The 19087-nt window shown below is 64.2% G+C and carries 21 protein-coding genes; 13 read left to right on the plus strand and 8 right to left on the minus strand.

The window, feature by feature from the left end; all coding sequences use genetic code 11:
• Positions 1–215: 215 nt before the first annotated feature.
• The 4 genes from AC1Z32_RS28510 to AC1Z32_RS28525 all read left to right on the plus strand — a co-directional run bounded on the left by AC1Z32_RS28510 (position 216) and on the right by AC1Z32_RS28525 (position 5987).
• Positions 216–1151 carry a lysophospholipid acyltransferase family protein gene (locus tag AC1Z32_RS28510; protein WP_483482187.1) on the plus strand — a complete coding sequence of 312 codons (936 nt, stop codon included), beginning with the start codon at positions 216–218 and terminating at the stop codon, positions 1149–1151.
• Positions 1152–1255: 104 nt separating this feature from the next.
• The gene (locus AC1Z32_RS28515) at positions 1256–2440 is read left to right on the plus strand and encodes an HlyD family secretion protein (RefSeq protein WP_483482188.1); all 1185 of its coding nucleotides are present in this window, start codon (positions 1256–1258) and stop codon (positions 2438–2440) included.
• A gap of 2 nt (positions 2441–2442) precedes the next feature.
• A complete protein-coding gene (locus tag AC1Z32_RS28520) occupies positions 2443–4557 on the plus strand; it encodes a peptidase domain-containing ABC transporter (RefSeq protein ID WP_483482189.1) in 2115 nt (704 codons plus the stop codon).
• Positions 4554–5987: a TolC family protein gene (locus AC1Z32_RS28525; RefSeq protein WP_483482190.1), complete on the plus strand. Its 1434-nt coding sequence runs from the start codon at positions 4554–4556 to the stop codon at positions 5985–5987. The genes AC1Z32_RS28520 and AC1Z32_RS28525 overlap by 4 nt, the downstream gene beginning before the upstream one ends.
• A gap of 12 nt (positions 5988–5999) precedes the next feature.
• On the opposite strand, the gene AC1Z32_RS28530 is transcribed toward AC1Z32_RS28525, so the two are convergent.
• Positions 6000–6593, minus strand: coding sequence for a TetR/AcrR family transcriptional regulator (locus tag AC1Z32_RS28530; RefSeq protein ID WP_483482191.1), 594 nt, complete (start codon positions 6591–6593; stop codon positions 6000–6002).
• Positions 6594–6702: 109 nt separating this feature from the next.
• On the opposite strand from AC1Z32_RS28530, the gene AC1Z32_RS28535 reads away from it, so the two are divergent.
• Positions 6703–7170 carry a nuclear transport factor 2 family protein gene (locus AC1Z32_RS28535; RefSeq protein ID WP_483482192.1) on the plus strand — a complete coding sequence of 156 codons (468 nt, stop codon included), beginning with the start codon at positions 6703–6705 and terminating at the stop codon, positions 7168–7170.
• Positions 7171–7192: 22 nt separating this feature from the next.
• Here the strand turns inward: AC1Z32_RS28535 and AC1Z32_RS28540 are convergent, their stop codons facing one another.
• Both AC1Z32_RS28540 and AC1Z32_RS28545 read right to left on the minus strand, forming a co-directional pair.
• The gene (locus tag AC1Z32_RS28540; RefSeq protein ID WP_062604187.1) at positions 7193–7372 is read right to left on the minus strand and encodes a CsbD family protein; all 180 of its coding nucleotides are present in this window, start codon (positions 7370–7372) and stop codon (positions 7193–7195) included.
• Positions 7373–7441: 69 nt separating this feature from the next.
• A complete protein-coding gene (locus AC1Z32_RS28545) occupies positions 7442–8464 on the minus strand; it encodes a transporter (RefSeq protein WP_483482193.1) in 1023 nt (340 codons plus the stop codon).
• Between the two features lie 291 nt (positions 8465–8755).
• Here AC1Z32_RS28545 and AC1Z32_RS28550 point away from each other — a divergent pair, with 291 nt between their 5' ends.
• From AC1Z32_RS28550 to AC1Z32_RS28560, 3 genes are all read left to right on the plus strand, one after another.
• Positions 8756–9088, plus strand: a complete 333-nt coding sequence (locus AC1Z32_RS28550; RefSeq protein WP_483482194.1) for a hypothetical protein — start codon at positions 8756–8758, stop codon at positions 9086–9088.
• Between the two features lie 87 nt (positions 9089–9175).
• Positions 9176–9607, plus strand: coding sequence for a response regulator (locus tag AC1Z32_RS28555; protein WP_483482195.1), 432 nt, complete (start codon positions 9176–9178; stop codon positions 9605–9607).
• A gap of 319 nt (positions 9608–9926) precedes the next feature.
• Positions 9927–10202: a hypothetical protein gene (locus tag AC1Z32_RS28560; RefSeq protein ID WP_062604185.1), complete on the plus strand. Its 276-nt coding sequence runs from the start codon at positions 9927–9929 to the stop codon at positions 10200–10202.
• A gap of 108 nt (positions 10203–10310) precedes the next feature.
• Here AC1Z32_RS28560 and AC1Z32_RS28565 read toward each other — a convergent pair whose 3' ends face one another.
• Positions 10311–11270: a chemotaxis protein gene (locus AC1Z32_RS28565; protein WP_483482196.1), complete on the minus strand. Its 960-nt coding sequence runs from the start codon at positions 11268–11270 to the stop codon at positions 10311–10313.
• 306 nt (positions 11271–11576) lie between these two features.
• Here AC1Z32_RS28565 and AC1Z32_RS28570 point away from each other — a divergent pair, with 306 nt between their 5' ends.
• The 3 genes from AC1Z32_RS28570 (at position 11577) to AC1Z32_RS28580 (ending at position 13985) form a co-directional block, all read left to right on the plus strand.
• On the plus strand, positions 11577–12017 hold the full coding sequence (locus AC1Z32_RS28570; protein ID WP_014251054.1) for a CBS domain-containing protein: 441 nt from the start codon (positions 11577–11579) through the stop codon (positions 12015–12017).
• Positions 12018–12147: 130 nt separating this feature from the next.
• Positions 12148–13143: a diacylglycerol/lipid kinase family protein gene (locus tag AC1Z32_RS28575; RefSeq protein ID WP_483482197.1), complete on the plus strand. Its 996-nt coding sequence runs from the start codon at positions 12148–12150 to the stop codon at positions 13141–13143.
• Complete coding sequence (locus AC1Z32_RS28580) at positions 13140–13985, plus strand: metallophosphoesterase family protein (protein ID WP_483482198.1); 846 nt, start codon at positions 13140–13142, stop codon at positions 13983–13985. The genes AC1Z32_RS28575 and AC1Z32_RS28580 overlap by 4 nt, the downstream gene beginning before the upstream one ends.
• Here the strand turns inward: AC1Z32_RS28580 and AC1Z32_RS28585 are convergent.
• Positions 13969–14364, minus strand: coding sequence for a PPC domain-containing DNA-binding protein (locus tag AC1Z32_RS28585; protein ID WP_483482199.1), 396 nt, complete (start codon positions 14362–14364; stop codon positions 13969–13971). The genes AC1Z32_RS28580 and AC1Z32_RS28585 overlap by 17 nt on opposite strands.
• Positions 14365–14469: 105 nt before the next feature.
• Between AC1Z32_RS28585 and AC1Z32_RS28590 the strand changes: the two genes are divergently transcribed.
• Together AC1Z32_RS28590 and AC1Z32_RS28595 are read left to right on the plus strand one after the other, a co-directional pair.
• Positions 14470–14859: an MAPEG family protein gene (locus AC1Z32_RS28590; protein ID WP_483482200.1), complete on the plus strand. Its 390-nt coding sequence runs from the start codon at positions 14470–14472 to the stop codon at positions 14857–14859.
• A 16-nt stretch (positions 14860–14875) separates the two neighbouring features.
• Positions 14876–15550, plus strand: a complete 675-nt coding sequence (locus AC1Z32_RS28595) for an alpha/beta hydrolase (RefSeq protein ID WP_483482201.1) — start codon at positions 14876–14878, stop codon at positions 15548–15550.
• Here AC1Z32_RS28595 and AC1Z32_RS28600 read toward each other — a convergent pair.
• The 3 genes from AC1Z32_RS28600 to AC1Z32_RS28610 form a co-directional block, all read right to left on the minus strand.
• A complete protein-coding gene (locus AC1Z32_RS28600; protein WP_483482202.1) occupies positions 15539–16498 on the minus strand; it encodes a nucleoside hydrolase in 960 nt (319 codons plus the stop codon). The two genes, AC1Z32_RS28595 and AC1Z32_RS28600, sit on opposite strands and share 12 nt — an antisense overlap.
• A complete protein-coding gene (locus AC1Z32_RS28605) occupies positions 16495–18507 on the minus strand; it encodes an ATP-binding response regulator (protein ID WP_483482203.1) in 2013 nt (670 codons plus the stop codon). The genes AC1Z32_RS28600 and AC1Z32_RS28605 overlap by 4 nt, the downstream gene beginning before the upstream one ends.
• A 283-nt stretch (positions 18508–18790) precedes the next feature.
• Complete coding sequence (locus tag AC1Z32_RS28610; RefSeq protein WP_157697443.1) at positions 18791–18949, minus strand: hypothetical protein; 159 nt, start codon at positions 18947–18949, stop codon at positions 18791–18793.
• Positions 18950–19087: the final 138 nt, after the last annotated feature.

Here is a 19087-nt window from a genome sequence, read left to right on the forward strand (position 1 = left end):
CGATTACTATCACGCCGCCTGGGAATTCAGGCGGCTGATACCGTTCTTGAAAGAGAACGCCGGGGTGCGCTCGAAAAATGCGCCTCCGGTGAATGGAGTTGCCTGATTCAACGTTCAGACTGATCGTCGGTCTTGGTGGTCGAAAAGGCGCTTTTTCAGTCATCTAGTTCATCGTTTTGAAAAGCACGCCTCATCCGAATTCAATTTACCCATAAATGTCTGCCCTTATTCGATCAATCAGGAAATGGATTGCGCGGAAGAAATTCCTCGCGCGCCGTTCCGTGGTGGGTCGCATTCCGGTGAGAGCCATTGAGCGTCTCGCCAACGTCGGATGGCTGGTGCGTAGCTGGTGCGACGTGCGTTGGCGTGCAACCGGAGTCAGCCGCGCAGAACTCGGCCGTGATCTTTTGGGATTACCCTCCGAAATCGCGCAGCGGGCTCGCGCGGGCGTGTTGCTCGAAAAGCTGATTGACCAGCGCATCTACTTCGGCCGCGCGATTCGAAACGGCGAATCATTGCCGGACCTCGATGCTGTGGCGCAAACACTCGCAGAACAAGTGCGACGGCTGAAAAGCATCGCGCCCGGCAAGCCGATATTCGTTTCGCCGTTCCACTACGTTTCGCAGTACGCGAACATCTACGTCGTCGAAAAAATGGGCGCTTTGCTCGGGATCGATTCGCTCGCCGTGGTATCGGGTGTTCCGCAAAACCAGTATGGCGACGATCACGCACTGATTCCCGGCATCAAGGTTCTCTATACCTACAACGATCCGAACCGCGGCGGGTTGGGCGTGCGCGTCGCCCGTGCGCTCAAGCGCCACGGCGTGGCCGTACTGTTCTCGGACGTTCCGCCATTTACGATGCATCGCTACCCAATGGAAACGGTCGGTGTATCGATATTCGGGCGCAATGCCAGAATCCATAACGGTGTGTTCCGCATGGGCGCCACGTTCGACGCGCTGCTGCTGCCGTTTTATCTCCGATTCGAGCAAGGACGGTTCAGAGCCCGCCTGTTCGACCCCATTCGGCTTGCTGATGAGGGCGCGCCGCAGATCCTTGCCGGCGATATCGAAGCCGCGCTCTCCGAAAACTACCCTCAGTGGCTCACCTCGGGTCACCCGGCGATGTATTCGTTTGCCGCCGCCAAATAGCTCTATCGCTCAACAAATCCGCGCGTTGACCGGACCGTCTGCCACGAGCGGCAGACAGCTTGCACGCGATACCTATTGCCAACCGACAGCCACCATCGAGCGCTATGCAAGCAACTAGCCTTCCCGAATTCAAGGACGTGCCTTGGCGCTGGATCGCCTACGCCACGTCGACATTTGTCGTCGGTGCAATCGCCTTCGGGTTTCTGCATCAGGTCGAACTCAAGCAGGATGTGCCGAGCGAGATCGTCTCGCCCGCCGAAATCAAGATTCGCGGACTGACGGGGCTCGTGTCCGCCATCTATGCGAAACCTGCCGAGCGCGTGGCGTTGGGCGCACCGCTCTTCCGGCTGCAGCGCGACCTTTCGTTGTCGGCCAACGGCCAGCGCCGGCAAGTCTTCGACGAACAGGCGAGGGACGAGCAGATTCGCGCCGCCGTGGATCAATACGAGCAGCGGCGTGCCCAGTTGAACGCGCAGCTCGATGCCTCGCGCGTGACGGAAGCAAGCCGGCGCGCGGAACTGGGGGCGCTCGACGAGCAGATCGCGCAAGGCCGTCAACTGGTCGGTGAATCCGAGCGCAAGGTGACGCGCCTGAATTCAGTTTCGGAATACGTGACAGCCGACCGGATCGAGCAGGCGCAGGCGGATGTCCATCAGGGCAAGGTCGCGGTCGCGCAGACGAGAGCACGCCGCCAGCAGCTGGCGGGCGAAATCGATGCGACGCGCAGCGCGCGGGCGGACCTCGACGCGCAGGTGCGCGAGCTCGAAGCGCGGCACGACAGAGAGATCCAGGACATTCGCTCGCGCTACGAGCGCGAGCGTCAGGACGCGACCGTGTCGGCGCCGAGTGCGGGCGTCGTCACCTTTTCGAGCCTGGTGGCCGGCCGCACGCTCGCGGAGGGCGACGTCGCGCTCGTCATCGCGACGAACGACCACGGTCCGCTGCGCGCCGCACTGCGCATTCCTTCCCGGCGGCGCGGCTTCGTCAAGGAAGGACAAATCGTCCGGCTCAAGTTCGATGCGTTTCCCTACACGAAATTCGGCACGTACGAAGCCACGATCGACTCCATCTCCAGCACGACCATCGGCATGGGCGAGCAGCAGGACGGCGCGAAAAACAGCGATGGCGAATACATGGCGTGGGCCACGCTGAAAAGCAAGACATTCGATTTCGACGGGCAGCACCTTGTCATCCTGCCGGGTATGAGGGCGACCGCGAGCATCGTGGTCGAGCGCAGAACCATCGCCGAATGGGTGCTTGCACCTTTGTTCCGAATGCTGAGAGGTTGACAGTGCGAGTCATTTACCAGAACGAAGTGGCAGAGTGCGGGTACGCCTGCCTTGCGATGGTGCTATCCCATCACGGACGAGCCACCGAAGTGCGCGAGTTGTCCGCGTACAAGCCGATTTCCGCCAACGGTCTCACGTTGATGGATCTCTACGACATCGCGATCGATTTCGGGCTGTCCGTTCAGGCGTACCGCTTTGATCCTTCCGATCTTTCGCAGATCAAGAAAGGTTCCGTCCTGCACTTCGGCGGCGCGCATTTCGTCGTCTTCGAAAAGTACGGCCGGGGCTTCGTCCAGGTGATCGACCCGGCGAGCGGCCGGCGGCGCGTATCGATGGACATGTTCATCACCACCGTCTCCGGCTTTCTGCTGGAATTCGCGCCCACGCCGGAAATGCCGCGCATCTCCGCGAAATCTCGCGTGCCCGCCGCGGTGAAGCGCGTGCGCGCGCTCAATCCGCAATTGAATGGGCAGATCGCCAAAGTGCTGTTCGTGGCGCTCGGAAGCCAGTTCGCGATTCTCGCGTCGCCGTACTTCGGCAGCCTGGTGCTCGACTATGTCGTTGCGGCGGACAACCGCAACCTGCTGAACGTGCTGGTCGTGACTTTCGCCAGCATCTTCGTGATCGGCGCGCTGAGCCAGTATGTGCAGGCGTATCTCACCGAACTGTTGAACGGGATGGCGCAGGTCAATGCCACGGAGGGGCTCGTCGGCCACCTGCTGCGCAACCCGATGTCGTGGTTCGAAAAGCGTCACGTCGGCGATGTCTTCGCGAAGGTGAAGGCGCAGGACGAGATCAACAACTTCGCGACGCGCACGACCGTCTCGCTATTCATCGATCTGACGGTCGGCGCGCTCGCCCTGGGGCTCATGATCATTCAGAGCCCGAAACTCACGGTGGTCGCCGTGCTCGTGTTCGCGCTGTACTTTGCGTTCGCATTCAGCATGTACCCGTCGATGCGCGACACGCACGCGCTCGTTCTGGAAACCTCCGCGCGTTGCGACGACTCCATGATCGAAACGATCCGGGCGGCTTCGCTGCTCAAGCTCGCGCAGGGCGAGACGCGCCGCACCGCGATCTACATGACGATTTACAAGACGTATGTCGCCGCCCGGCTCTCGAGCAGCCGGCTGGCCTCGACGCGCGATTCGATCCTGAAGCTCCTGCAGTACGCGGACACCATCCTCATCACGTGGATGGCCGCGCGCCTGATGTTGGGCGGAAAGATCTCCGTCGGTGTGTTCTATTCGTTCCTGATCTACAAGGCGCTGTTGTCCGAACGCTTCTCGCGCGCAATCAACGCGGCCTTTGAATATTTCATGCTGAGCGTGCCGACCGCGCGCGTGGACGATATCGTGGAGGCGCAAAACGAACGCTATACGCCGTTGAAGGATAGCCAGCGCGCCACCGAGATTCGCGCTTTCGACACGCTGGACGTGCGCGATGTCACGTTCAGCTACGGCGTGTCCGATGAACCCGTTTTGCGCAACGCGAGCTTCAGCGTGCGCAAGGGCGACAAGATCGCCATTGTCGGGCCATCGGGCAGCGGCAAGTCCACGCTATTCAAATTGCTCTCGGCGTCGGAAACGCTGCAGCACGGTCATATCGCGCTGAACGGCATTGCGTGGCCGAACCTGACCGTCGACGAGATTCGCCGGCATCAGGCGCACATGCGCCAGGGCGACATCATCCTGCATGGCTCCATCGCAGATAACGTGACGCTCTTCGCCGGCAATCCGGACGAGGACCGCATGCATTCGCTGCTCGAAAAGGTCGGCCTGATCGACGACATCATGCGCCTGCCCATGCGCACCCGCACGGTCATCAGCGACACCATCGCCAATATCTCCGCGGGGCAACGGCAGCGTCTGCTGCTGGCGCGCGCGCTGTATCAGGATCGTGAGCTGCTGCTGCTCGACGAGCCCACGTCCAACCTCGACCCGGTTTCCGTCCGCCGGATCGCCAACTTGCTGCGCGAACTCGATCGAACCGTGGTCGTCATCACGCACGACATGTCGCTTGCATCCACGTTCGATGTGCGCTTTCGGTTCACCGACGGCGCGCTCGTGCGGGACAACGACGTCAATATCGAGGCTGGCGAGGAAGTCGTCGCATGAGAAAGAACAATGTTGCGGGCTGGATCCTCACTGGCATGCTGGCGTGCGCTGCGCCGGCACGCGCGGACGACTTGCGTTCCATCGTCGACATGACGCTCGGTCACGATGCCGAACTCGCGCAGGCGCGCGCGGCCTACGAGGCAGCGAAGCAAGCGCTTCCGATCGCACGCGCCGCGTTGCTCCCGCAGATAGGAGGAGGCTGGGGGCGGACCTATAACCGCATCGAGGTGGAGAGCTTTCCGAGGCAGACCTACTGGCAGAGCGGCTGGATGGTCAGCGTGTCGCAGGCGCTGTTCGACTGGAGCAAATGGACGGCGTACAAACAGTCGGACTACGTCGCGGCGAAGGGCGTGGTCGATCTCGCCGGTGCACAGCAGAGCGCGATGCTTCGCGCCGTAAAGGCCTACTTCGAAGAGCTCGCCGCCGAGGACGAATTGAAGCGCACGATCGAATATGGCGCCGCCATCGCGGCGCAAGCGGAGGAGATTCGTCGCAAGCGCGCGGCCGGTGAGGCCACGCTGATCGACGTGCGTGACGGTGAGGTCGCTCGCGAGCAGGCGCACCTTCAGCAGTTGGACGCGCAACAGGAGTTGTCCATCAAACGTCGCGCTGTCGAGCTGGCGAGTGGTCAACCGTTCACCTCGCTCGCCGCGCTGCCGCGCGATCTTCCGCTGCCGAAGCTTTCTCCGGAGAGCGCGGAAGTCTGGGTCGACGAAGCAAAAGCGCGCGGCTACGACGTGCAGTCCAAGCAGATCGACTGGGAAATTGCCAAGTACGACACAAAAAAGGCGCGCGCCGCAGGCTATCCGGTTGTCAATCTGACGGGGTCATACACGCCGGCCGGCGCGGCTTCAGGCTATGCCATGCCCACCACCACGACCACGGGAATGCTGTCGGTGAGCATTCCATTGCTGACGGGCGGCGAAATTCAAGGGCGTGTCAGGCAATCCCTTGCGCTGGAGGACAAGGCGGAACAGGGATTCCTGCTGGCATCGCGACAGGCGGAGAATTCCGCGCGCGATAATTACGCGCGCTTTATCCAGGCGCGCGAGAGGACCGCCACGCTCGCGCGCCTCGTCGGATCGACGCGCGAGGCGCTCGACGCGACGAAGATCGGCTATCGAACCGGCAGCCGCACGAGCGTCGATGTCTTGCGTGCCATCGACACGTTCTACATCACGCAGCGCGACCTGATGCGAGCGCGTTACCAGGCCGTCGTGACCTTGCTCAACCTGAAGGCCGATGTTGCAACGTTGAGCACCGAGGACATCTCGCAGATCAGTTCGATGCTGTGCTGCTCGGTGAAGACGCAGACCAGCGAGAGCCCCTCTTCCGCGAGCAGCGGCGCACCCAATGCAGCAAAGCCAGCCGAGCTGACGTTCGAACTGCAACCGGCTGTTCCCGCGGTCGAAAGCGCAACGGTCAGGTAGCGCCTTGCCGGTTCATCTGGCGACCTGGGGCTCCGTCGCGCCGGCCCGAATCGCGCGGACCACGCGGGCGAGCGCCTTCAGCGCATCGGCGGGCGAGTCGGCGAACTGCGCGGTCACGATTGCACCGTCAACGGCCAAAGCGAGTGCCTGCGCGTCCGCCTTTGCGGTGCGCGAAGCTGGCATCAGCGCACGAATGGCGGTGGTCATGTCGCGCTTGTGACGCCGTGAAATATCCACGGCCTGCGGCAGCGTCGCGCCAACTTCCACGACCGAATTGATGAACGCGCACCCGCGATAGCTCTCGCTGCCGAACCATTCGGCGAGCGCCGGCACGAGCGCATTGAGCGTCCCGCCGTGGCGCGCCAGGGCTTGGCGGAACCATGCCATCCAGTTCTCGTGACGGAAGTCCAGGAACGCGACGATCAGATCGTCCTTGCTCGGAAAGTAGCGATAAAAGGTCTTCTTCGCGACGCCCGATTCCGCGATCACGCGATCGATGCCCGTCGCGCGAATGCCGTCGCGATAGAAGAGGTCGTGCGCGGTATGCAGGATGCGCGCGTCCGGCGCGAGCTCCGCGAGATCGAAAGACGATGCTGATGGTTTCATGCAATCGATTGTAGACAGGTTCGTCTACCTGCGCTAGAGTGCGTCTGGTAGACAGATCTGTCTACCTTCGCTCATCGCTTCGTAATCGCTTCGTAAAAGAGGACTTGCCATGGAAAGCAAACCGCCGTTTCCGCCGTTCGACGAAGAATCCGCCAAGCTGAAAGTTCGCCTCGCCGAAGATGCATGGAACACGCGCGAGCCGGAGCGCGTATCGCTTGCTTATAGCGTCGATACCCGCTGGCGCAATCGCGCCGAGTTCGCGAATGGCCGCGAGGAAGTGGTCGCGTTTTTGCGGCGCAAATGGGCGCGCGAGCTCGACTATCGCTTGATCAAGGAGTTATGGGCGTACGAGGGCAACCGCATCGCGGTGCGCTTCGCGTACGAATGGCATGACGACGCCAACAACTGGTATCGCAGCTACGGTAACGAGAACTGGGAATTCAACGAGGCGGGGCTGATGACGCATCGCCACGCGTCGATCAACGACCTGCCGATCAAGGCAGCGGACCGCAAGTATCACTGGCCGCTCGGCCGCCGGCCCGACGACCATCCGAGCCTGAGCGACCTGGGCTTCTGATCCTGCTGTGAGCTCTGCGGCGCTACTTCTTGATGCGCCGCACGGCATCGGCTGCCGCGCCGAGTTTCGCCTGCATCTTGCCCGCCATTTTTTCGGCCGTGCCGCGCATTTGCGTGCCGCGGCTGCCGGTGGCCTTCCCGACGGCTTCGCGGACGATGCCTTTCATCTGGCGAGCCGTGCCTTCGATGCGGTTCTTGTCCATGATCACCTCCGACGGTTTACGAGGCGTGCGCCTCATCGGTAATGCCGCATGGGACGTGCCTGCTTCTTCCTACATATCGCGTCGGCGGCGGAAAGCCCACCATCCGGCGAGCGCGGTGAACGTGGCGACGATCGCGACCAGCAGCCAGAAACCGTGATGGTTCTCCGCGAGCGGAATGCCGCCCACATTCATGCCGAAGAAACCCGCGACGATATTGATAGGCAGCGCAAGCACCGTCACGAGCGTCAGCGTGAAGAGCGTGCGGTTGCTTTGCTCGCCCATGCGTGTCGCGACTTCTTCCTGCAAGAGCTTGATGCGCTCGACGAGGCCCGCGAGATCATTGAGCACGAGGGAGAACTCTTCGGTCGCGTCGCGCAGGTCCTGGATGTCCTGGGCATGCAGCCAGCGCGGCGGCCGCGCGAGCAGACGGAACACGGAGCCGGGCTCGGGCGCGAGCAGGCGCTGCAATCGCACGAGCACGCGCCGCAGGCCGCCAAGGTCGGTGCGGGTCGCGGCGCCGCGCATCGAAAGAAAACGATCTTCGATACCGTCGACCTCGACGCTCGTGCGCCGCACGATATGCACGAGCAGTTCCGCCTGATCGCGCAGCAGATGCGCGAGCAGTTCGGCGGGCGAGCGGAACAGTTCGCCGCGCCTGACCGACTCGCGCAGCGAATCGACGGAACGCAAGGGCTTGAGGCGCGCCGTGACGAGCAGCTTCTGATGCGTGTAGACCCACAGCGTCGCGATCTCCGAGGGCGTCAGCTCGAAGTTGAACATCACGTCGTTGATGACGGCGAAGAGCGCGCCTTCCTGATGCTCGATGCGCGTCGAATGCGAGCCTTCGTTGAGGGTGTCGAAGAAGGCGTCGGGTAGGCCGAGGCGGCCGCGCATCCAGCGTTCGCACGAACTGTTCGCGAGATCGAAGTGCAGCCAGACGAATTCCCGGGTGGTGTCGTCGCGCGCGAGCCATTCGCTCGCGGCTTCGGCGTCGATCGGCTCGCCAGGGTGGTCGACATGAAATCGGAAGCCGCAGACGAGGCCGGAAAAATCGGAGCCGTAAGGCGGTCTTTGCAGGGTAGCGGGATTCATGCAGGCGTTCGGTTGCGTTCTGGTAGATCGGCGTGTCGGCTGATGGCGCGCGCGTCGACGCATCGGAGATTCGCGCCGCCACGCGCTAGTGTGCCACCGGTCGCGCCCCGAATCGCGATCGCCGCGCGTGATCGGATAGCGAAATGGTCACCCCAGGCGCGTCAGGACGTGCAAATATGACTGTCATATTGATGGCGTATGATCGCGCCACGCAAGACGGGCGCACACGCGGCGCCCGCGTGGAGTCCGCCGCCGGCGCGCGGCGCCGCGTGCCAACATGGGGAGAAGGCAGTGGAAGACCGTGACGATCTGGACGGGGCGACGCAATCGACGGCGGGGGGCGTGATCCGGCTCGCGTCGGTGATCGCCGGGCTCGCGCGCGAAGGCGCGATCGACACCCGCTTCGGCGCGAAGCTCCTGAAGCGGCTCGACAAGGAAGCGCGGCGCGTGGCGTCGCTCGACGAGGCCGAGCAATCCGCGCTCTTCGGCGCGCTCGGGGAGCTCGATCTCGCGTTGCGTCAGCGCGACGCGGCATCGCTCGTCGAGGCGAATGCGCGGCTGCGCGAGAGCGAGGGCGCTGCGTCGGGCAAGCGGCGCAAGAGCAAGAAAGAAAGCGACGCCTGAACGAAGCCCGAGCGAAGCCTGAGCGCCGCGCGGCGGGCCGGGCGCGAAACGTGCTGCGGCGCGGACGTGTGATCTCGTCCAATGCCCATGTCCGTATCCCTGCATTCCCCTCATTGCGCGCTGTGGACGAACCGTAGCGTCGACTTGCACCGCGCCCCGTGGCGCATCCTCATCGTCGACGACAACGTCCATAGCGCCGAAGCGCTCTCAGCCGCGCTCGAATCCGACGGGTTCGACGCGCGCTTTGCGCTGTCCGGCGTCGCGGCCCTGCATTCGATCGATAGCTGGGTGCCCCACGTCGTCATTCTCGACATCACCATGCCGGAGCACGACGGCTTCGCGACCGCGCGCGTGCTGCGCCGGATCGCCCGCACGCGCGACGCGGTGATCATTGCGTTCACTGCGCTCGGCGAGGATATCGTGCGGCCCGAGGCCGTTCATGCAGGCTTCGATGGTTACTGCCAGAAGGGCAATCCGCCCGCCGAGCTGGTCCGTCTGATCGGGCGGCTCGTTCACTGAGATAACGTCCCGGATCGGCGCGCGTGCCGCTATTTGGCACGTCCGGTCGCCAGATCTTTGTTCCGTTCCCGTCGAATGAAGCTCGACATAGCGCTGCGAAGCTACAGCCGCAAAGCCTTACGCCACGGTCATGTGCGGTGAATTCGCACGCCCGTGCGGCCAGTTATTGTTGGCTCAGAGCGAAAAGTGAATTGAAACTTATGGGGATAAAAAATCGATAGTAGGGGTATACACTGCTTTCCATCGACGTAGCAGACAGTTTCTCGCAAGACCGCTTCGGCGCTTTCTGATTGAACGTCAACCGTCTTTGGAGCACACCATGAAACGCAATCTTCTCGCTACTCTCCTGATCGCCGCTTCCGCCACGCTCGCTGCTCCTGCTTTCGCGAGCGGCTACGGCCCGGCGCCGTTCTACCGTCCGGCAGTCGGCGCGCCGGCTTCGCAACAAGGCCCGAGCGCGCAAGCGATCGCCGCCGAGGAAAACGCTCACGGCGCCGATGTCCACGCTTTCGGCGGCTCGCGTGACGCGCTGGCGCAATCGGGTAACCGCACGCAATCGGCCAACAAGGCGCAATCGGTCTTCTTCGGTCAATAACCGGTTCGGCTTGCCCGGCTTATCCGCCGGGCGGATAGTCTGAAAGATCGCTTCGGCGCCCGGTGACGCAGACTCACGAGGTCTGTGTCACCGGGCGCCGATCGTTTTTCAGGCGGCGTGCGCGAGCGCCCCGCGCATCACGTTCGCGAGCTCCGACGCCTCGAACTTCGACACATACGCATTCGCGCCGACCTTGCGCACATGCTGCTCGTTCGCCGATCCCGACAGTGACGAGTGGATCACCACCGGAATGTGCATCAGCCCCGTTTCCGCCTTGATGCGGCGCGTGAGGGTGAAGCCGTCCATCTCGGGCATTTCCAGATCCGTGAGCACGAGCGCGATATGATCCGCGACCTCGGTGCCTTCCTTCTGCGCTTTTCTGAGCGCCGCTTCCAGCACGTCCCACGCTTCCTGACCGGTCTTGGTCATCACGAAGGGCACGCCCATCGCGGTAAGGCTTTGTTCGATGAGCGCCCGCGCGACGCCCGAATCGTCCGCCGCCAGCACGCGCGCGCCCGGTTTCAAATGAAGCCGCCCGGTGTTCGCCTCGGTGATGTCGGCTTCCCGCGACGGCAGCACGTCACGCACGATGCGCTCCACGTCGAGGACCTGCGCGAGCCGCGAGCCGTCGACATTGCCGTCGAGCCGCGCGAAGCTCGTCACGGTCTTGCCGCCCGAATGCGATTCCGCCGAGAGCACCTGGTTCCATTCGAGCCGCACGATGTCGTCGACTTCCTCGACCGCGAAGCCTTGCGTCGTCCGCGCGAACTCGGTGACGAGCAGGATCTTCGGCCCGTTCTTCGGCCGGCAGCCGGTGATGCGCGCGAGATCGATCACCGGAATGATCTGTCCGCGAATATCCGCCACACCGAGAATCTCCTCGCTCGATCCGGCCACCGCGGTGATCGTCGGCATCGCGAGAATTTCGCGCACCTTGAACACGTTGATGCCGTACAGTTCCCGTTGCTCCGAGCCCGGCGTCTCGCCGAGCCTGAACAGGAGCAACTCGAACATGTTGCTGCCCGCGAGCCGCACGCGCTGCTCGATATCCTGTTGTGAACTGCTCACCTCGTTCTCCCTCTAAGCGGTGCATTGCGCCGCGTTGCCGTCGTGGTCGTCTTCATGGCGATGAATCCCGCCGAATTCCTGATTAGCGGCAGCGATCGGGGAAACTGTAGGCACGCGGCATGAACCGCGATTCACGATTCACGTGGCGCGCCGCACTTGCGCGCCGCCGCGTTGATCTATACTTTTTCGAATGGTCGGGTTAATGCCGATGAAGGCGCCGCGCGCAAGGCTTTAGGCTCCTCAAGGGCGCAAGGCAAACCCGTCGCCCAGGCGCAACAACGTTCCCCGCTACAACGGAGGCGCTCGATGGCAACAGTCGCACAGGTTCTGAATTCGAAACCCGACCAGACCGTCTATACGGTTGCCGCAACGGCGTCGGTCTTCGATGCAATCAAGCTGATGGCCGACAAGCATATCGGCGCGGTGATCGTCACCGAGGGTGACGAGATCGTGGGCATCATGACCGAGCGCGACTATGCGCGCAAAGTCGTACTGATGGACCGCGCGTCGAAGCAGACGCCCGTGCGCGACATCATGACCTCGCAGGTGCGCTACGTGCGCCCGGACCAGACCACCGACGACTGCATGGCGCTCATGACCGACAAGCGCATGCGTCACCTGCCGGTGATCGACGACGGCAAGCTCGTCGGCATGATCTCCATCGGGGATCTGGTGAAGAACATCATCTCCGAGCAGCAGTTCACCATCCAGCAGCTCGAGTACTACATTCGCGGCGAGCACACGTAAGCCCCGGCGGCGCGCGATGCGCCCGGCCGTCCGGCTGTAAGCATTTCGTTATAATCGGCAGGCTTCGCGCGAAAGCGCGGGCCAGCCTCGTCGTGCCCTTCGCACGCGGGGGATCAAAGGAGCGCCGCCGATGACTCCAACCGTCACATCCGCCGCATCCGCCGAAACAGGACAGACGCTCGCCGCCGACGCGCCGTTCTTCATCGTGATGAACGCGGGCTCGGGCCGCCGTCCGGCCGACGCGACGCGCACCATCCTCGAGCAGGAGCTGGGCGCGGCGGGGCGGCGCTTCGAGTTGCGCGTCGTCGACGATCCGCGCCGCCTCGCGAACGTCGCGCGCGAAGCGGCCGCCGCGGCCTGCGCGCAGGACGGCGTGCTCGTCGGCGCGGGCGGCGATGGCACGCTCTGCACGGTCGCGCATGCGGCGCACGACGCCGGCTGCCCGTTCGCGGTGCTGCCGCGCGGCACCTTCAATTACTTCAGCCGCGACCATGGCATTCCCGCCGATCTCGAACAATCCACGAAACTCCTGCTCGACGCCCGCGCTTATCCGGTGCAGGTGGGTTTCGTCAACGGGCGCATGTTTCTCGTCAATGCGAGTCTCGGGCTTTATCCGCGTTTGCTCGAAGATCGTGAAATCTACAAGCGGCAGTTCGGCCGCAGCCGGCTGGTGGCGCTGTGGTCGGCGCTCGCCACGTTGTTGAAGCCGCACCGGCACCTGCGTCTGCATATCGAACACGAAGGCAGCACCACCGAGATTCGCTCGTCGACGCTTTTCGTCGGCAACAACCGGCTGCAGATGGAACAGATCGGCATGCCGGAGGAAGCGCGCGCGCTGGAACACGGTTTGCTCGTCGCGATTGCCCCGCGGCCGGTGGGGCGGCTCATGCATCTGTGGCTGTCGCTGCATGGCGCGGCGGGACGGCTGTCCGATTCCGATCACGTCGTGAGCTTCACGTTCGAGCGCATCACGGTGATGCGTCCGTCGAAGAAGCGCAAATCGATCAAGATCGCGACGGACGGCGAGATCGCGAAGCTGCCGATGCCGCTGGAATTCCGCGTCTCCGACAAGCCGCTCTTCCTGCTCAAGCCGGAACCGGCGATGGCTGAAGCGAATCGCTCATGACCGTGTTGCTGCAGATTTCCGATACGCATTTCGGCACCGAGCGGCCGCAAGTCGCAGCGGCCTTGCTGCGTCTCGTCGATGCGCTGTCGCCGGAGCTCATCGTGCTGTCGGGCGATATCACGCAGCGGGCCCGCCGCGGCCAGTTCGCCGCCGCGCGCGCGTTCGTCGATGCGCTCAGTCCCACGCCGACGCTCGTTATCCCCGGCAATCACGACATTCCGCTTTTCAATCCGCTCGCGCGGTTTTTTTATCCGTATGCGAATCATCAGCGCGCGTTCGGCGCCGATCTGGAACCTTCGTTCGAAGCGCCCGGGCTGCTCGTGCTCGGCGTGAACACGACGCGCCCATACCGGCATAAGGACGGCGAAGTGTCGATGCAGCAGATCAGGCGCGTCGCCGCTCGGCTCGAGCTGGCGGACGCGGCGCAGTTGCGCGTGGTGGTCACGCATCAGCCGGTGGCCGTCACGCGCTCGCAGGACGAAAAGAACCTGTTGCACGGCCGCGAACGCGCGGTGCAGCGCTGGGCGCGCGCGGGCGCGGACCTGATTCTCGGCGGGCATATTCATCTGCCGTACGTGCTGCCGCTGCACGATACGTTCGCGGGCCTTCCGCGCCGCATGTGGGCGGTGCAGGCGGGCACGGCGCTGTCGTGGCGCACGCGCGGCACCATCGACAATTCGGTGAACGTGATTCGCCACGAAGCCGGCGGTGTCGAAATGCGGCAAACCACCGTCGAGCGCTGGGATTACTCGGAGACGAGCGAGACCTTCGAGATGATCGCGCTCCACGAGCTCGCGCTCGACGGCGCGAAGCCCGGCATCGCCGTCACCGTGCCCGGATGACGAGTTCCGCGAAGCCGGTCGCCGCGTCGGGTTCGCGCGTGTAGCGCTCGTCCGGCAGATTCGCGACGATGATCTCCGCCGTCGTTCGCACGATGCAACCCGGCGTGACGTGTCCGCCGAACACGCGGCCGTCTGCGTCGGACACGCTCATGTGCAGGTGCGGACCTTGCGCGGACAGTGTGCCGGCGAGCGTCAGGATTTCGAGGTCGCCGCGCAATTCGGCGGCGGTGTCGCGGCCCGCGTAACGCAGGCGGGCGACGCTCAGGCTGCCGATTCCCTGCAGCACGAACGCGGCCGGGAGACCGCGCGTATGGAAAGCGTGATCGAGCGCGGCGCGCAGGTCGTCGCCGGGTGAGAGACGCAGGGTCATCGCATGCATGAATGGAACACTCCGAGCCGGATCGCCGTCAAGACTACACGCTCGCGGGTCATGATGGCATGATGGGCGCGACCCGTCGTGGAGGGTTCATCTTCCGGAGACGCCATGAGTTTCGAACTGACGATGCTGGCCTGGACGCTCGTGCTCGCGCTGGTGCAAGTGTTGCTCCCTGCATTGGTGCGCAATCGCGAAGTCGGCATCCGATACAACACCGGACCGCGCGACGGTCCCGCGCCGCCGCCCGGCAGGCTCTCCGGGCGGCTCATGCGCGCGCAGGCGAATCTGTTCGAAACGCTGCCGATTTTCGCGATCGCGGTGCTGATCGTGCACGTGACGGGACGCGAGAACCCGCTCACGCATTACGGCGCGCTTGCGTATTTCGTCGCGCGCCTCGTCTACGTGCCGCTCTACGTGGCGGGCGTGCCCTTCGTGCGCTCGCTCGTGTGGCTCGTGTCGGTCGTCGGCATCGTGCAGATTCTCGTTCCCATCATCTGAAAAGGAGTGACGGGCAATGACCGAACAATCTTCGACCATCGAGATCGAAACCGCGCCGAATCCCGAATTCGCCGTGATCCTGATGCACGGCCTCGGCGCCGACGCCAACGACTTCGTGCCGCTCGTGCCCGAGCTGCGCCTGGACGATGCACCCGCTATCCGCTTCGTGTTTCCGAACGCGCCGGAGATCGCGGTCACGGCGAACAACGGCTACGTGATGCGCGCCTGGTACGACATCCTGTCGTTCGAGGGCATCAACCGGCGCGTGGACGAGGCGGGCATTGCGCGTTCGGTGGAACGCGTGCGCGGGCTCATCACGGAGCAGAACGCGCGCGGCATTCCGAGCGAGCGCATTTTCATCGCGGGATTCTCGCAGGGCGGCGCGATGACCTATCACACGGGGCTCACGCATCCCGAGAAGCTCGCGGGGCTGATCGTGCTGTCGGGCTACATTCCGTCCGAAGGCCTGATCGATGAATCGCTCTCCGAAGCCAATCGCTCGATTTCCATCTTCGCCGCGCACGGCAGCTTCGACGACGTGCTCAACGTCAGCCTCGGCGAGCAGGCGTGCGAATTCGCGCGCGCGCAGGGCTGCGACGTCGAATGGAATGCCTATCCGATGCCGCATTCCGTCTGCATGGAGGAAGTCGAAGCGCTGCGCGCGTGGCTCGGCGCGCGGCTAGCCCGTTAAGGTCCTGGCGAAAAGCGCGAGCACCGCGTCCGCATCCACGCCGATGCAGACATCGCAGGCGGGGCGCGTGTCCCAGTCCGGCGCGCTCGCGAGCATCGACGCGGGTTTTTGTATCGTGAGGCCCGCCGCGATGCCCTCGGTCAGGACGCGCACCGGGCCGCTGCGCAGCGTGTACAGTTCGCGCGCGACGACGAATGCCGCCGCCGAGTAATCGTGCGCGTAGATGCCTTTCGACATGCCGTCGTCCGCGTGGAAGCGTTCGTAGAAGCGCGACACGTCCCACACGAAGCGGCCCGCATCGCCGGCACGGTCGCGCAGCGAAGCGAGAAACGCCGTCGTCATCACGGTTTCGTGGGTCACGTCGAGCCCCACGATCGACAGCTTCCACGGCGCGCCGAAGACGATATCGGCGGCATCCGGGTCGCCGTGCATGTTCGCCTCGGCGGCGGGCGTCGTATTGCCGAGCGTGCCGTTGAAGCCGAACGCGCCGCCCATCACCACGACTTCACGCACGAGCGCGGCGATCTCCGGATCGTCTTCGAGGGCGAGCGCGAGATTGGTCATCGGCCCGACGGCGAGCAGCGTGATCTCGCCGGGATGCGCCCGCACCGTCTCGACGATGAACCGGTGCGCCGCGCGCCCGTCCTCCTGCGCGTCGACGTGCCCGATCCGCTCGATATCGCCGAGCGCGTCGTTGCCGTGGATATGCGCGATCGGCTCGGGCGGCGGGCATTTCAGCGGCGCCGCCGCGCCGCGCGCGACCGGCACGCCCGGCGCGAAGCGCGACGCGAGATAGAGCGCGTTTGTCGTCGTCGTGTCGATGTCGGCATTGCCGAACACGCTCGTGATGCCGACGAGCTCGATCGCCGGATGCCGCGCCTGGAACACGAGCGCGATGGCATCGTCGATGCCGGGATCGGTGTCGTAGATGATCCTGTGCTTCGTCATGCCGCCGCCGCCGCGCATTCGCCCGCGATCAGCGTCACCATTTCGCGCCGCAGTTCGGCGGGGCTCACGGGCTTCGAAAGCACGTCGTGATCGCACGCGAGCGGGACGATGGTCGCAGCCGGCTCGCCGGTCACGACGAGGCACGGGCAGGGCCGCCCGAGCTTCGCCGCGCCGAGCATCGCGACCTCGCGCGCCGTCTTGAAGTCGCGCAGGCGGTAATCGGTGATGATGAGATCGGGGAAACGCTCGACCGTCGCGAGAATCTCCTCATATTCCTCGAAGGTCGCGGCGGAGTCGTAGAGCACGCCCCATTGCGAGAGCAGCGCCTCGGTGGACGCGCGCACGAGACCGTCGTCCTCCACGAGCAGCACGTAGCGCCCGCTGAGCTGCGCGGCCTCGGCGGCTTCCGAGCGCGCCGGCGCGCGCGCTGACGGCGTGTCCAGCGACGGTCCGCACAGCGGCATTTCCAGCGAGAAGCGCGAGCCGCGCCCCTCGGTGGACTTCAGCTCGATGCGGTGCTGATCCAGCATCGAAATCACCGCATTGACGATCGACAGCCCGAGGCCCAGGCCCTTGTCGCGGTCCTGCTCGGGGTTGTCGACCTGAAAGAACGGCTGGAAGATCGCGTCGAAATAATCGGCCGGAATGCCGATGCCGTTGTCCAGTACATCGATGCGCGCGCGCGTCGGCGAGCGCACCACGCCGACGATCACCGTTGCTTTCGACGTCTTGCTCGTGTCCGCGTACTTGATGCCGTTCGACACGAGATTCGCGACCGCGCGCCCGAGCCAGTGCGCGTCGCTGCGCACGCAGACGATGTCTTCCTTCGGCAGCCGCAGCCGCAATTCGACGCCGCGGCTCATCGCGAACGGACGCAACTGCTCGGCGGCCTCCTCGACGATCTGCCGCACGTCGAACACGTGATAGCGCGGCACGACGCGCCCCGACTCCAGCCGCGACAGATCCAGCACCGCGTTCAGAAGCCGCGCGAGGATCACCGACGAGCGCCCGCATTCGTTGATGAGCCGCTCGGCCTGAGCGAACTCGCCGTTGCGGATGGCCTCGGCGGCGGCCTGCAAAAACAGGTTGAGCGCGTGCATCGGCTGGCGCAGGTCGTGGGTGGCGGCGGCGAGGAAGTTGGACTTTTCGCGGCTCGCGGTCTGCGCGGCGATCATCTGCTGCTCGCGCAGCGCGAGCAGCGCGTTGGTCTTGTTTTCCTGATCCTTCTTCGACACTTCCAGCTCGCGGTTTTTGCGGCCGAGCGAGACGTTCGCGGTGCGCAATTCGTCGTTGAGCGCGGCGAGCGCGCGCTCCGAGCTATAGCGCTCGCGCGACACGCGCTCGGCGTGCGTGCAGACGCCGTGCCCGACGACCACGACGTTGAACATGTAGAACATCCCGGCGAAGAAGTCCTCGGGGCTGAGCAGATGAAAGCTGATTTGCAGCAGGATGATCGACGCGAGCGTGACGACGCCGGCGATCAGCGCGATGCGCGAGCGCAGGTAGAAGAAGCTGAACTGGAAGAACAGCGCGAGACAGAGACCGTTGAAGTGCTGCGTGAAGTTGTAGGGCGCGGGCGTAATCGCCACCATCGTGAGGATCAGGCACAGCAGGCCGTAGATGCCCGTGAGAATGATCCGCTGCGAGCTTGCGTGCGAGCGGAACGACGGCCGCAGCACCAGCACGCCGACGAAGAACAGCAGCGCGATGCCCGCGAAGCGCAGCGCGAGGATATCCGGGAGGCGCGCGTTGAGCGCCTGGTTGCCGCGCGCGAAGCTCAGGTCCCACCAGAGAAAGCACGTCCAGATGGCGAGCGCGAGCAGGGTCGACGCACGTCTGAACGCACAAAAGCGCTGGCTGTGATCTTCGAGAAACTGCGCCTCCAGCGCGGGATCGGAGAACGGCGCCGGAATCGAGAGATTGCGCACCAGGCTCGCGCCAGCCTCACGGGCGGCCGCGAACAGCATTCCTGGATTGCGCACGCTGGCGGCGCGTTGGGGTACGGCCATCTTCATGCTCGCTCACGGAATCGGGTTTTCTACTTTAGGCCAATGCAGTCATACCAATACGCCTTTTTTTAGCAATCAGCCGTTATGACCGGAAAATATTGCGTCTTATTGGCGCCTTATTGGCGTGTCTCGGGCGGGGCGGGAAGGCGAGGAGGGAAGAAGGCCGGGTCGGTTCCGGTGCCGAACGGCGAGCGTCGGGTTTTCGCTCGCCGATTCGAAGGACAGCCACAACATATGCCCCCCGCACGATGACGAGGGCGGTTCTGCACGGACCTGAATCCGCTCAGGATTTCGGTTTGGCCTTGGTGGTGCGCTTCGTGACCTGCATTTCCTTCGTGCCTGCGGCCTTCGCGGGCGACGCCTTGCTGCCGGCCGTCTTCTTGCGGCTCGACATTTCCGTCTCAGCGGGCTGGCTCGCTTGAGCCTTGCGTGGGGATGGCATGCTGACCTCCTTCAGTGCGTGTCCATATCGACACATTGATAACCATAGGATGCGGTCAGCCGGTATTCAAGACGCGGCGCGGCTCGGGCGCCACGTATCGGCAAAAAACTTCTGAGGACGAAGCATTTCGACGCGATG

The sequence above is a fragment of the Caballeronia sp. 11_S32 genome, assembly GCF_056930355.1.